Here is a 13,621-nt window from a genome sequence, read left to right as displayed (position 1 = left end):
CTTTCCTTGAAACCGTACTGAACGATTATAATTATTACACTACGAGATAGCTATTTCTTTATTACGGTTGTATTACCAATCGAATTATCATTAAAAGACATGCTTAAATATCTTTAAATGAGTAGTTATCTGGGGTTTAAATAATTTATACATGAAAAGGTAGTGTTTTTTTTGGTAGTTTATCCAATTATCCTACATTTGCAGCCGGCAAGTCTTATACGACCAGCTCCTACTGAACTCCCCCAGGACAGGAATGTAGCAAGGGTAGGTGGTTGTAGCGGTGCGATGTAAGTAACTTGCCGATTTTTTTTCCTTTATTTCAGATCATTATTCTCTCGTTAATCCCATCTTCAAACAAATGATCTGTGCATTACAATCCAATTATAATTATTGTTCAAATTTTCTCTGCAACACTATAGCATTAAGATTATCTTAATTAACTTTGCACTTCAATCTGCTGATTGAATGATCGGCTGAATGCTATTAAACTACTAAATCATTTCATCATGAAATTCTTTATAGATACTGCGAACCTTGCACAGATCAAAGAAGCAAACGACCTGGGCGTACTTGACGGTGTAACTACCAATCCTTCCCTGATGGCTAAAGAAGGCATCAAAGGTGAGGCTAACATCATCAAGCATTACGAAACTATTTGCGAACTCGTTGACGGTCCTATCAGCGCGGAAGTACTTTCTACTGATTTCAACAGCATTGTTGAAGAAGGTAAAAAACTGGCTGCTATCCACCCAAACATTATCGTAAAGGTACCAATGATCAAAGATGGTATCAAGGCTCTGAAATGGTTCACTGATAACGGTATCAAAACGAACTGTACCCTGGTTTTCTCTGCCGGACAAGCTATCCTGGCTGCTAAAGCAGGTGCTACTTACGTATCTCCCTTCATTGGTCGTATTGACGATACCAGTTGGGATGGTGTTGAACTGATTGCACAAATAGCACAGATATACAGCCTGCAGGGCTTCAAAACTGAAATCCTTGCTGCGTCCATCCGTAACGCCCTCCACATTGTAAGATGTGCTGAAGCCGGCGCTGATGTATGTACCTGCCCGCTGGATTCTATCCTCGGTCTGCTGAAACATCCGCTCACAGATATTGGCCTGGCCAAATTCCTGGAAGACGCGAAGAAAATGTAGTACATACTTTTAGATGGTATATTCCCCGGTCCAGTAATGTACCGGGGATTTTTTTTGCCCTCTTTTAAATTAAACTTTCATTCTTTTCTGAAAGTTTTGTAATTTTGATATGCATTTATGAACTCCACCTTTTGAACAGCATTGTCGAAACTTTCTTCGAATTTATTCTTTGACTGATAAAAGATGTTTTTATGATCCAACCGAATGTACCGGAAACCGGTGTGCCTCGCGTAGTCATAGTGGGCGGTGGTTTTGGCGGTATTAATCTAGCTAAAAAGCTCAAAAATGCACCTGTACAGATAGTTATGCTGGACAGAAACAACTATCACCTCTTTCAACCCTTATTATATCAGGTATCAACAGCCGGGCTGGAGCCGGATAGCATTGCATTCCCTCTCCGAGGAATATTCAAAAGCCAAAAGAACCTCATCTTCCGCATGGCCGAAGTAACAGGCTTACGTGCTGCTGAAAACATTCTCGAAACAGGGATCGGCGAACTCCGTTACGACTACCTCATACTGGCTACTGGTAGTACTACCAACTTTTTCGGAAACAAACTGATAGAAGAACATGCTATTGGTATGAAATCACTGATAGAGGCAGTACAGATCCGTAACTATGTAATCAAACAGTTTGAGGAAAGCCTGTTGCTGAAAACCGAAGAAGAAATAAAACCCAAACTGAACTTTGTAATGGTGGGTGGCGGCCCTACCGGCGTGGAAATGGCAGGCGCTTTTGCCGAACTTCGTAAATATATTATACCAAAAGACTATCCCGAACTACCGGTATCCCTGATGAACATCTATCTGATAGAAGGGAGTCCGCGGCTGCTGGCAGGAATGAGTGAACTCTCTTCCGAAAAAGCACTGAAAGGATTACAGGAACTAGGCGTAATCGTTATGCGTAAAACCGTGGTGAAAGATTATGATGGGAAAATACTTACACTAAGCACCGGTGAAAAAATAGAAAGTCAGTCCTTATTCTGGTCCGCTGGCGTAAAAGGCGTACCTGTTGATGGTATAGCTCCGGAAATAATACTGCCTAACGGCCGCATCCTTGTTAATGAATTTAACCAGCTAAATGGCCTGACCAATGTTTTTGCCATTGGTGATATTGCCCAGATGACAGACGATAAACACCCTAAAGGCTATCCCATGGTGGCACAGGTGGCAATTCAGCAAGGAGCTAACCTGGCAAATAATCTGAAAAAGCTGCTGAAACAACAAACAAGTTTGCAGCCCTTTAAATATAATGACCTTGGCAGCATGGCTACCATCGGACGTAACAAAGCGGTGGCTGAATTTGCAGGCATGAAATTGTACGGATATTTTGCATGGCTGGTATGGATGGCTGTACACTTAATGAGCCTACTGGGTTTCCGTAATAAACTGGTGGTATTTATCAACTGGTTCTATCGCTACTTTACTTTTGACAGAGGTACGAGAATTATTATTAAACGTGGGGCAGCTAATATTGTGAAACTGAGACAAACAGTGAATTAAGATATTCTTATCAATCTCTTAAAACTGTTAAAAGATATGGCTCGCCAAAGGTGAGCCATATCTTTTACTGGCATAAAGGCATTTTTATTTCCGGCTCAACATAGAATTCAGCGTTACAGTAGCTACCAGCTCATCCGAGCGGCCGCCCAGTGACCGGTAATATACCAGGATGGTATAATTATTCTCCGCTTCCCACGAGTTACCTTCTGTATATTCTGTACTCGGTAAACTTCCTTCTACTGTTTTATCTACCAGCGCATATTCATAATTATAAAATCCCTGTTTCAGATATAAAGACCCTTCGTAAGCCCTGGTAGCGGGATTAAAAGAAAGTTTATTATTCTCAGTGATTTCGTAGTTAGTCAGCTCTCCCAGGATATACATATCATACCCTGCATAAGGCTCCTGTACGGGAAAGTTGAAATGCACGGTTGCATAATCGCCTTCATAGAATGGATTATAATCATCGATAGTGGCGAGATAATAGAGTCCGTTAATATCTTTAATATACTGATATAATTTACTACCCCTTTCATAATCCGGCATTGCATATACATCCGTTCCATCTTTACGATAATCGGTATGTTTCACTCTCTCCGTTTGTAAACGGAAACTGCGGAGGTCTATCCACCGCCACTCCTTTCCTGCCGGCATCACACAATCCACTTCCCAGTTATAATCTATAGTATTGCCCTTAATAAATAAAGGACGGGGATATTTAATTGCATTGTCCCAACGGTAATTTTGCAGGATCACCACCTTCAGCTGATCAAAAGGATTAACGATATTCAATCCTGCTGTATTCACTGAAAAGTTTATTTTTTGATGAGTTTTAAACAGTTTAGGGGTTACCGGCTGTTGAATAAAGCCACTTACACCAGCCTTATTTCCTATTATGAGCATCCTGCGGGTAAGGACTAACTGGCTGGTATCACTATCCAGGTATACCTTCAACAGGTAGTTGCCCGATTTGATAGGGTAACCATTCTGACTGGGTAACTGCACGCTGTAATGCGTATATTTCTGCAGAGCGATACTTGAAAACCTGTAATCCTGGATCCTGTTCTCAGAGAAACCCCGCAGGTATTCCATCTGGTTGATCTGGGCAGGCGTCCAGTCGGCATTACACAGTACGAATGTGTAATAATAGTTTTTTACATCATTATCCAGGTCATCAAAGCTTAATTCCAGTTTGTCACCTCCTCCCAATGTGATCATGGGATAACTGAGCTGATCTCCCGCCTGATTTAGCTTTACTGATTTGATATTGTTGTAATAAACGTGGTCAGGTCCTACAGTATTATCCTGCGCTGTTACGGGCAGGATATATGCCAGTAAACATAGTACTGGCAGACAGAAAAAAGGTTTTATCCTCATAATACATTATCAAAGTGATGTTAAGTTACAATATTTCCGCTACCTGGCTAACGATGCTTTTGACGCTGTAAGTATTCATATACCGGAATTTAATACTTTTGTTCTATGGGTTTATCATTCTTAGTTGCCAGGAGGATCGCGTTTAACAAGTCTTCCTCTTTTTCCCGGTTCATCATCAATATAGCAATACTCGCTACAGCCATCAGCGTAGCGGTGATGATACTGGCAACAGCCCTGGTAAATGGCTTCCAGCAGGTGATCCAGCAAAAGATTTTCAGCTTCTGGGGGCATATCCATATCACACAGTATCAACCAAATGCAGGTCCGTTAACAGAACAAATCCCGTTCCAGGAAGATAATGCAATGGTAGGACGTTTGTATAAACTCAACGGGATCAGTAGCGTGAATGCTTATGCTACAAAATCGGCCATCATAAAAGCCGCAAAAGATATTGAAGGGGTGATTTTCAAGGGGGTAGACCGGCATTATAACTGGAAAAACCTGCAACAGTTTATTCAGGAAGGCAGGGCTATTCAATATACCGACAGCAGTTATGCTCCTGAGATAGTTATTTCTGCCAGTCTTGCGAAAGAATTACAGGTAAAACTGCACGATCCACTCATCCTCTACTTTATCCAGGGGGCGGGGCAGGCTCCCCGGGCAAGGAAGCTGACTATTGCCGGGATATACAAAACAGGCATTGATGAATATGATAAAACCTATGTTATAGGAGATCTGGAACTGGTACGCAAACTCAATAACTGGCAACCGGGAGATATTGGGGGGTATGAAATATTTATAACCAATTATAAACAGATGAATGAAGTCAGCCTGACGGCTGATAAAATAATGCCCGATAAACTGTTCATCCGCACGATCAAAGAGATCTATCCAAATGTGTTTGACTGGCTGCAACTGCAAAATCAAAATGAGATCATCATTCTGATAATCATGACAATAGTAGCCATTATTAATATGACCACCGCTATACTGATCCTTATACTGGAACGCACCAATATGATAGGTATCGTGAAAGCATTGGGAATGCGTAATGCGAACATACAGAAGATCTTCATTTACCAGGCCGGGTATATTGTGCTGGCAGGCCTGCTGCTGGGAGATGTGCTGGGTATCGGTATTGCCGTATTACAACAGCATACCGGTTTTTTCAAACTTCCGGAAGAATCCTATTATATGTCTGTAGCAGCTATCTCTTTACACTGGTGGGAAGTAGCCCTTATTAATATAGGCACTTTTGTGATCTGCCTGCTGGTATTGATTGTACCGTCTATGGTTATACGGAGGATTACTCCGGTAAAAGCGATTCAGTTTAAATAAGTAACCTGCCGCAGATGATCCCTGCTGCAATGCCTGCATTCAGTGACTCTGCACCTCCAAGGCGGGGGATGGTGATACGATGGGTGCTGGCAGTGATCACATTCTCACTCAGTCCCCTGGACTCATTTCCTATCAGGATAATCCCTTCCGTTATCCGGGAGAACTCCACAATGTTGGTACCATGCAATGTGGCAGCAAAAGAAGGCACCCCTGCTTTCTCCAATAATGGAAGTATCTCACTTTCCACGATACGCACACGGGCAATGCTGCCCATAGTGGCCTGGATCGTTTTAGGATTATAAGCGTCTACACAATCAGGTGAGCAAACTACCTGCCGGATGCCGAACCAGTCGGCTATACGAATAATAGTGCCCAGATTACCGGGGTCCTGGATAGTTTCCAGTACAAGCGTTACAACTCCTTTATATAAAGTTTCAGTAGGTGGAGCCGGGATATTGAGTAGTGCAATGGCCTGATTTGGAGTAGTTAACGCAGAGAGTTGCTTTAGAATAGTGGCGTCTACCGCTGTTATACGTACGTTGGGCGCAGTTGCCAGCAATTGTTCATGCACGCTAATCCAGGCATCAGTAGCATATATTTCCTGTACTGGTACTCCTTCTGACAATAATTCAGGGACGATCTTATCTCCTTCAGCAATGAACTGGCCAGATTTTTGACGGTATTTTTTATGCTGTAATGATTGAATATACTTAATTTGCGCCTTTGACAACATAGCGCCAAACCTACGAGATTTCTATTAATCTGCAAAGCAGGCGCTTACGTGAAATGATTGAAACAAAGCTACTAACTATTAATATTGTATAGACTGTGATGCAGCGGCCATTGAACTATTTATTCATACTGATCACTTCCGTGGCGCTGACAGCTTGTTCCAATACAAAATACCTTCAAAAGAACCAGTCGCTGTATACGAGCAGCAGTGTTGATGTAAAGGGTGATGCATCTTCTGTTGACAAACAAAATCTTCGTAATTCCCTTACATCCAAGCAGCTGATGCTGCAACAGTCCAACAAGCAATTTGCAGGCACCCGTTTCAAAGTATGGCTATACAACCAGAAATACAATGAGAAGAAATCCAACTGGTTCTGGAACCTGATGCTGTCCAAACGTAACCTGGAAGAACCCGTAATCTATGATTCCCTGAAAACGAAGGAATCAGTAAAGCGCATGGTTAGCTACCTGAACAACCAGGGCTATTTCTATGCTACCGTAGATTACCACGAAACTATTAAGCGACAGAAAGTAAGCGTTAAATACAAAGTAAATACCGGCCGTAACTTCGTGATCGATAAAATAGAATACGAAGTACCCGATACCACTCTGCTGGATCTGGCGAAGAAGAACCAATCCCTTTCCCTGATCAAACCAGGTATGGCTTATAAACAGGAGCTGCTGGGCAGTGAAAGGGAAAGACTCATGCGGGTAATGCGCAATGCCGGTTATTACAAATTTGACCGCGACGCTATAGAATTTGTGATAGATACCTTACATAAAATGCTTTTCAGAAACCTCATGAACCCTTTTGAAGGTATCGTGAACGTTTACAATGAGAAAAAGGGACTGGAGCGGCCAACAATGGATATTACCGTGAAGATCCGTAACCCGGAAGACTCTGCGGCTCCCTACCAGCTTTATCACATTGATAGTATCTACACTTATCCGGATTACCCGGCTTATGGTAATACCGCTGATTCTACATTTAAGGAATTACATCAGAAAGATCTGATTATCCGCTACCGCCAAAATATATTAAAGCCCAGTGTACTTTCAAGATCAGTCCTGCTACGCAGCACAGATCTATATTCCCAGCAGAAAACAAATGATGCAATCAACCGCTTGTACGATCTGGGAGCATGGCAGTTTGTGACCCTGCAATACAGGGAGGATAAACTACGGCCGAATAAATTGGACGCTTATATTTACCTCACTCCCAAACGCCGGCAGGAGCTGGGAGCCAACTTTGAGGTGAGTACCAGCTCTGATTACCTGCTGGGTAGTGGTATAAGCCTTAACTATAAACATTTGAATGTGGGTCGTTCTGCCACTCAGCTGAACGTGAATCTGAATGCAGGTATAGAATTGATCCGGAACCAGGACAATATGTGGATGCTGCAATCGCAGGAGATTGGAGGTCAGGTGAGCCTGATCTTCCCCCGGTTTATCATTCCTTTCAAAATTTCACAGACTAATCGCTCCACTGTAAGAACCAGGCTCACAGCGGGTATAGATTATCTCACCCGTGTTGATAAGTTCTATATTTCCAACCTGAACGCCTCCTTTGGTTACGAATGGAATGAATCTCAGAATAAACGCTGGATCGTTAAGCCCATCTCACTGAACTACGTGGGTGTAAATCTCAACAAACTTTTCCGCGATTCTACGGTTAATAAGAACCCATACCTGAAAAGGAGCTTTGAACCAGCTTTTATTGGAGGGGAGAATGTTACTTATATCTTTAGCAACAACGACGTATATCATAAGTACCATAATTCCTATTTCCGCGCCAATGTAGAAGAATCCGGCGGATGGCTGAATGGTATCAATGGCTTATGGGGCGCTATTTCCGGTAACAGCACAGACCTGGAAAAATTAACCAATATGCCGATAGCCAATTTTGTGAAGCTGGAAGCAGATTACAGACATTACTGGAACCTGACCACTCATACTACTGTGGCCACCCGCTTATACGGAGGAATCGGTATTGCCTATGGTAAATCGGATGTACTGCCTTACATCAGGCAGTTCACTTCCGGTGGCCCCAACAGTATCCGCGCATGGCGTTTACGCACATTAGGCCCTGGCACATTTAAGGACACCTCAGCAACAGCTGTGAGCTTCCCGGATCAGACAGGTGATATGAAACTGGAAGGAAATATAGAATACCGGTTTGATCTGCTGCGCCTGTTCAACGGTAGCATTAACCTGAAAGGTGCCACCTTCATTGATATGGGTAATATCTGGATGCTGAAGAAAGATACGGTGCGTGTAGGAGCTAACTTCCAGTTATCCAATCTCTATCATGACCTTGCCATTGGTACCGGCGCCGGCTTACGGCTGGATTTTTCCTTTTTCCTGATCAGGCTTGACTGGGGAATTCCTATCAAAGCACCTTACTTTACCGGTAACAAGAATGGCTGGTATCTCGACCAGTGGCAGCTTGGAAACGGACGCTGGCGGAGAGATAATATCATCTGGAATATCGCGATCGGTTACCCTTTCTGATCTTTCAATTCATCAATAAACACCTGGATATCTTTTGCATCTTCGAGTCGGAACTCGCCAATACGGGTTCTGCACAGACTGCTCATATATCCGCCAACGCCCAGCGCAGCGCCAAAGTCATTTGCCAGTGAACGGATATAAGTACCAGTACTACATACCACCCGGAAATGGACTACGGGCAATGCGATAGAAGTAATTTCAAATTCATTGATGAAAATACTGCGGGGCTCTACCTTTACTTCTACACCTTTACGTGCCAATTCATAAATAGGCTTTCCGTTTTGCTTGATAGCAGAATGTATCGGTGGCAATTGCTGCTGAGCCCCTAAGAATTGCTTTGTAGCAGCATGAATGGCCTGTTCATCAATCCCATCCAGGGATTTAAAATCAGTGGGTTCAGATTCAAGATCATAAGTAGGAGTTACAGATCCCAGCGTAAATGTACCGGTATACTCTTTTTCCTTTGCCTGATATTCATTGATCTTCTTCGTCATTTTACCTGTACAACAGATCAACAGCCCGGTAGCCAGCGGATCTAATGTACCAGCATGTCCTGTTTTTGCTTTTGTTGTATTTCTTATCTTGCGCACTACATCGAAAGAGGTCCATTTCAGTGGTTTATTAATAAGCACTACCTGGCCTTCTTCATAAATATTTTTTTCTGCCGTCTGATTCATGCCGCAAATATAAGTGCGTTAGGCATTCTGCATGATTCATTCCCTATTTTTTTACTATTTTCACGGAATTTTCAGACTATGTCCTTAGTACAACACAGTAACGCAAATATCAGATACCAGCAGCAGGTAGATAATTCCATTAACTACGTGATGCCCTTTATTGAATCTGCCCTGCCCATTACATCAGATATCCGGATCATGGAAATTGGTTGTGGGGAAGGCGGTGTATTAATTCCGTTCCTGGAGAGAGGATGTCATTGTGTTGGCGTAGACCTTTCTGACGATAAGATTGCGCTGGGACACGAATTCCTGAAACAATATGTTGATGCGGGCCTCATGCAGCTCATCAATAAAAATATTTATGATGTTGATTTCCTGGGAGAGTTCAAAAACTCTTTCGATCTCATCATCCTGAAAGATGCTATTGAACATATTCCCGATCAGGCCAAGATCATTGGTTATCTTAAAAATCTACTCACCCCAAGGGGTCAGGTATATTTTGGGTTTCCCCCCTGGTATATGCCACACGGCGGACATCAGCAAACATGCCGCAGCAAAGTGCTGAATATGATGCCTTACATTCACTTACTCCCTAACCCACTATACAAAGGAATTTTACGTGCATTTAAGGAAGATCAGTCTGTGATTGATGAATTAATGGAGATCAAGGACACGGGCATTTCAATAGAACGCTTTGAGAAAATCGTGAAGCAACAAGGTTATGGCATCACGAAAAAGCAATTCTATCTTATTAACCCAATCTACAAGTATAAGTTTGGTGTGAGTGCACGCAAGCAATGGGGACCTATAGCCAAAATACCTTTCTTCAGGAATTTTGTGACTACCTGCGTATACTATATGATTCACTGATTTACAGATCATTCCATATTTCCCAGCTGGCTTCGGCCTGCAGGATGAGCATTTCATGCCCATTCTTGATGGTAGCACCTTTATCGGCACCATGTTTCAGGAAAGCTGTCATGGCCGGATTATAGATCAGATCGTATAACAGGTGTTGAGAGGAAAGGAAGTTATAAGGTAATTCAGGAGCAGCTTCTGCATTGGGATACATTCCCAGCGGAGTTGTATTGATGATAATTGTGTGTTCTTCCATTACCTCCGCATCCAGCTGGTCGTAGGTAACGGCACCATCATGAGCGGCCTTGCGGCTCACCAGCTTATAAGGGATATTCAGAGCTTCCAGTACATATTGTACAGCTTTGGCAGCACCACCAGTGCCCAGGATCAATGCATTGGTATGATGAGATTGGAGTAGTGGCTCCAACGACCTTCTGAAACCTATGGCATCCGTATTAAAGCCGGTTTTCACACCATCAATAATGCGAATACAGTTTACAGCTTTGATTTGTGCAGCAGCAGGACTTAGTTCATCGAGATAAGGAATAACAGCTTCCTTATAGGGGATGGTTACATTCAGACCTAATAATTCAGGCTGACTGGCAAGCAGAGGTTTCAACTCTTTTATGGCAGGCAGCGGAAAGCTCTCGTATATACAATCTTTAATATTTTCCCTGGCAAACTTTTCTGCAAAAAAATCTTTGGAAAACGAATGGCTCAGCGGGTAGCCAATAAGACCGTAAACTTTCATAACTGAAATAATTAGGCAACTGATCGAAAAAAGGTTGCTGCTTATAATATACAAGAACAGCAGACTAAAAGTACTTGTAATTCAGCACTTCAGGTACTTTTAGTCTGCTCTGGTTAATTATTCTTTATTCAGGAATAAATGGAAAGTGTCGCCTCTTAGGCCAACACGCATTGCTTCCAGGGAAATTACTTCATGAGGAGCCAGATTACCCAGGTTAGCATTACAACCTATCAATTCCAGGAAATATAACTGTTGTGCTTTCTGTGGAGCCTCCCAGATGATCTTTTCTGCAGGGATCTGGGTCAGGATTTCCTGTACCAATCCTTCACGTACTTCACCGGTACCACGGTAGATGCCAACGTTACCGCTTTCACGCGCTTCTGCTATCACGTAGGTAGCACCTGCACTTAATTCAGCACTCATCAGCTCTATCCATTTGTAAGGAGGGATAATGTGTTCTGCATCTTTAGAACCTACTTCGCTCAGTACCATTCCATGTTTGGCTAATTTCTCAATGTAGCCGCATTTCTCAGCATGAGGGATAGTGATAGAACCATCTGATACTTCCATCATAGTGATCCCATAATCCTTGATTATATTCACATACTCTTCAAACTGATTCCGGATCAGGAAAGCTTCGAATAATGTTCCCCCAAAATATACAGGGATATTAGCCGCCTGATATATTTCGATCTTTTCCCGCAGATTAGGCGTAACGAAAGAGGTCCCAAAGCCCAGTTTCAAAATATCTACGTGTGGCGACGCGACCGATAAAAAATTCTTTGCTTCTTCCAAACTAAGTCCTTTGTCCATCACCATAGTCAATCCATGGTTACGAGGCTTCTGTGTCCGATCGGGAATTTGTGTCAGATTAAAATTCATTTAAAACATTTTTATCGTCCTGGTCAGTAACCCTAACATCTAAACTATAAAGGCACTTAGGACGGACCTTCATAAGAATAGTGTACGGAATAGTATTATTTAAGCCAAATATAATATGTGTATATAAAACCGGCGCAAAATTACTACATTCCAATTAAACAGCCTCAAATAAGAATTTTTTGCAAACGCAAAATGCGAAACACCGAACGCATTGCTTTGAACGTTCAGCGTTTCGCATTTGGTATAAGCGTGACGCTATATTATTGATTTTTAGTGCGTTTTGTACGTTTATAACGGGATATCATCTCCACAATAGCATTGTGTTGCAATAATGAAGGATCCAGTTCTATGAATTTTTTCACATGTTTTACTGAGCGTTGTAAAGCATTTTCCAGCAGGATCATCCCTTCTTTAGACTTACCCAAAGCAATTGAGATGGCGGCCCGGTAGTATAACAATACGGGCTTGTATCCCAGCTTCTGGTCTGCCGCATCCAGTTGGGAGAGTGCTTCCTGGTAAAAGCCTGAGATATAAAGGCCACGGATAAATTCCTGCCAGGTGGTGATACTGGAAGGGCGTAACCGTACTGCCGCCAGGAGATGAATGAGTCCCTCTTTATTTCTGTCCAGCTCCATGTAGCATTGTCCCAGTGCTATCAGGTATTCCGCGCTGTTTTTATTGATTTTGATAGCGCTCATAATAGACTTAATGGCATTTTCCCAGTTGGATTCTGTCATGTAAGCCACCCCTATTTTGTAATACAGCTTATCGTCGCCAGGGCTCAGATGTGACGCTTTACGATAGTAATATCTTGCCTGTGTGTATTTACGCTGCCGTTCGTAACAGTGGCCGATTGCCTCATAGATTACATCTTCTGGTTTGGCTATTTCCAGGTGCTTTTTCAGCACTTCGATAGCCTCTGCATATTTACGTAAGCGGATGTAGGCATCCCCCATGTTGCGATAGGCATAATCGAATTTCTCATCGATCACAATAGCATACTGGTAGGCATCAATTGCTTTTTCGTAGAGTTTTAATCCCTGGTAGGCAGTCGCCAGGTTAAACCAGGCCAGCTGATTATAAGGATGTTCGTCTATAATAGTGGTATGAAGGCGGATGCTTTCTTCGTTTCTTCCGGTAAATTCTGTCCAGAAGCAGATTTTATGCAGTGCTTCTTCATTATTTGGATCGTGCTCCAATGTAAGTTTGAGGCAATCGAATACTTTGTCGAATTCTTCACAGTCGTCGTACACATCAGCCAGTTCCAGTAACAGTTCTGTCTTATCTTCTCCGTCAAATATGGCAATCTGCTCTTCCAGCAAGGCTGCTGCCTTAGTGTGCTGGTTCATGGCCAGGAATACATCCGCTTGCAGGATATACAGGTTAATATCTGTGCTATCCAGAATGGCAGCTTTTTCAAGCAGCTCCATAGCATCCTGGTATTTTTTTGATTCAATAAGCAGATTGGCTTTCTTTAACAAGAGAGAAGAAGAATAAGGGAACTGCTCGATTGCTAGTTCAGCAGCGTGCATAGCATTGGGGAGTTCATCGTGCTCATCATAATAGTCTATGATCAGTTCAAAGGAATCCTCATCGAGAAAGGAATGAGACTGGCCAGATTTCAGGTTTTCAAACTGCTGCAACAAGTCTCTAAGCTCCTCAAAATCTTCGTTCAAAAATGGAAAGTCTTGATTCATTAATGTAAATATAAGAAATTTTTGAATCGGGCACTATGGCTGGAGAAAGCAAGTATTATGAAAACTTTAACATTTGTTTAGGAAATTATCGTAACTTAGTTAAGGATTTGTTATAAAATATATTGAAAAGTTTGTACAT

At 42.4% G+C, this 13,621-nt stretch carries 11 protein-coding genes and 1 other RNA gene; 6 read left to right on the top strand and 6 right to left on the bottom strand.

Translation table 11 applies throughout. The features are described from left to right. Positions 1 to 205: 205 nt before the first annotated feature. From ffs to BM176_RS29205, 3 genes are all read left to right on the top strand, one after another. Positions 206 to 305, top strand: an RNA gene (gene ffs / locus BM176_RS29215) — signal recognition particle sRNA small type. Positions 306 to 506: 201 nt separating this feature from the next. After that, complete coding sequence (gene fsa / locus BM176_RS29210; RefSeq protein WP_090107950.1) at positions 507 to 1,157, top strand: fructose-6-phosphate aldolase; 651 nt, start codon at positions 507 to 509, stop codon at positions 1,155 to 1,157. A 191-nt stretch (positions 1,158 to 1,348) separates the two neighbouring features. Next, positions 1,349 to 2,659 carry an NAD(P)/FAD-dependent oxidoreductase gene (locus tag BM176_RS29205; RefSeq protein ID WP_090107949.1) on the top strand — a complete coding sequence of 437 codons (1,311 nt, stop codon included), beginning with the start codon at positions 1,349 to 1,351 and terminating at the stop codon, positions 2,657 to 2,659. Positions 2,660 to 2,743: 84 nt separating this feature from the next. On the opposite strand, the gene BM176_RS29200 is transcribed toward BM176_RS29205, so the two are convergent. After that, a complete protein-coding gene (locus BM176_RS29200; protein ID WP_090107948.1) occupies positions 2,744 to 4,036 on the bottom strand; it encodes a type IX secretion system plug protein in 1,293 nt (430 codons plus the stop codon). Between the two features lie 105 nt (positions 4,037 to 4,141). On the opposite strand from BM176_RS29200, the gene BM176_RS29195 reads away from it, so the two are divergent. Next, positions 4,142 to 5,374 (top strand): ABC transporter permease, encoded by a 1,233-nt coding sequence (locus BM176_RS29195; protein ID WP_090107947.1) that lies wholly within the window; start codon positions 4,142 to 4,144, stop codon positions 5,372 to 5,374. On the opposite strand, the gene BM176_RS29190 is transcribed toward BM176_RS29195, so the two are convergent. Continuing rightward, positions 5,367 to 6,107 carry a TrmH family RNA methyltransferase gene (locus BM176_RS29190; RefSeq protein WP_090107946.1) on the bottom strand — a complete coding sequence of 247 codons (741 nt, stop codon included), beginning with the start codon at positions 6,105 to 6,107 and terminating at the stop codon, positions 5,367 to 5,369. The two genes, BM176_RS29195 and BM176_RS29190, sit on opposite strands and share 8 nt — an antisense overlap. A 98-nt stretch (positions 6,108 to 6,205) precedes the next feature. Between BM176_RS29190 and BM176_RS29185 the strand changes: the two genes are divergently transcribed. Continuing rightward, positions 6,206 to 8,617 (top strand): translocation and assembly module lipoprotein TamL, encoded by a 2,412-nt coding sequence (locus tag BM176_RS29185; protein ID WP_090107945.1) that lies wholly within the window; start codon positions 6,206 to 6,208, stop codon positions 8,615 to 8,617. On the opposite strand, the gene truB is transcribed toward BM176_RS29185, so the two are convergent. Then, complete coding sequence (gene truB, locus BM176_RS29180; RefSeq protein ID WP_090107944.1) at positions 8,605 to 9,294, bottom strand: tRNA pseudouridine(55) synthase TruB; 690 nt, start codon at positions 9,292 to 9,294, stop codon at positions 8,605 to 8,607. The two genes, BM176_RS29185 and truB, sit on opposite strands and share 13 nt — an antisense overlap. A gap of 78 nt (positions 9,295 to 9,372) precedes the next feature. Between truB and BM176_RS29175 the strand changes: the two genes are divergently transcribed. After that, positions 9,373 to 10,164: a class I SAM-dependent methyltransferase gene (locus tag BM176_RS29175; RefSeq protein WP_090107943.1), complete on the top strand. Its 792-nt coding sequence runs from the start codon at positions 9,373 to 9,375 to the stop codon at positions 10,162 to 10,164. 1 nt (position 10,165) lies between these two features. On the opposite strand, the gene BM176_RS29170 is transcribed toward BM176_RS29175, so the two are convergent. The 3 genes from BM176_RS29170 to BM176_RS29160 form a co-directional block, all read right to left on the bottom strand. Beyond that, the gene (locus tag BM176_RS29170) at positions 10,166 to 10,903 is read right to left on the bottom strand and encodes a shikimate dehydrogenase family protein (RefSeq protein ID WP_090107942.1); all 738 of its coding nucleotides are present in this window, start codon (positions 10,901 to 10,903) and stop codon (positions 10,166 to 10,168) included. A gap of 117 nt (positions 10,904 to 11,020) precedes the next feature. Further along, complete coding sequence (locus BM176_RS29165) at positions 11,021 to 11,785, bottom strand: phosphosulfolactate synthase (protein WP_090107941.1); 765 nt, start codon at positions 11,783 to 11,785, stop codon at positions 11,021 to 11,023. Between the two features lie 260 nt (positions 11,786 to 12,045). After that, entirely contained in the window at positions 12,046 to 13,482 is a 1,437-nt protein-coding gene (locus BM176_RS29160) for a tetratricopeptide repeat protein (protein WP_090107940.1), read from the bottom strand. Positions 13,483 to 13,621 lie beyond the last annotated feature (139 nt).

Source organism: Chitinophaga sp. CF118 (genome assembly GCF_900112615.1).
GTDB lineage: Bacteria > Bacteroidota > Bacteroidia > Chitinophagales > Chitinophagaceae > Chitinophaga.
The sequence above is the reverse complement of the archived record's forward strand: the minus strand, read 5'-3'. Positions and strand labels throughout refer to the sequence as shown.

Coding starts and splice junctions, on each gene's coding strand:
- BM176_RS29160 (WP_090107940.1), bottom strand. CDS start 13,482: ATGAATCAAGACTTTCCATTTTTGAACGAAGATTTTGAGGAGCTTAGA.
- BM176_RS29205 (WP_090107949.1), top strand. CDS start 1,349: ATGATCCAACCGAATGTACCGGAAACCGGTGTGCCTCGCGTAGTCATA.
- truB (WP_090107944.1), bottom strand. CDS start 9,294: ATGAATCAGACGGCAGAAAAAAATATTTATGAAGAAGGCCAGGTAGTG.
- BM176_RS29165 (WP_090107941.1), bottom strand. CDS start 11,785: ATGAATTTTAATCTGACACAAATTCCCGATCGGACACAGAAGCCTCGT.
- BM176_RS29200 (WP_090107948.1), bottom strand. CDS start 4,036: ATGAGGATAAAACCTTTTTTCTGTCTGCCAGTACTATGTTTACTGGCA.
- BM176_RS29175 (WP_090107943.1), top strand. CDS start 9,373: ATGTCCTTAGTACAACACAGTAACGCAAATATCAGATACCAGCAGCAG.
- BM176_RS29185 (WP_090107945.1), top strand. CDS start 6,206: ATGCAGCGGCCATTGAACTATTTATTCATACTGATCACTTCCGTGGCG.
- fsa (WP_090107950.1), top strand. CDS start 507: ATGAAATTCTTTATAGATACTGCGAACCTTGCACAGATCAAAGAAGCA.
- BM176_RS29195 (WP_090107947.1), top strand. CDS start 4,142: ATGGGTTTATCATTCTTAGTTGCCAGGAGGATCGCGTTTAACAAGTCT.
- BM176_RS29190 (WP_090107946.1), bottom strand. CDS start 6,107: ATGTTGTCAAAGGCGCAAATTAAGTATATTCAATCATTACAGCATAAA.
- BM176_RS29170 (WP_090107942.1), bottom strand. CDS start 10,903: ATGAAAGTTTACGGTCTTATTGGCTACCCGCTGAGCCATTCGTTTTCC.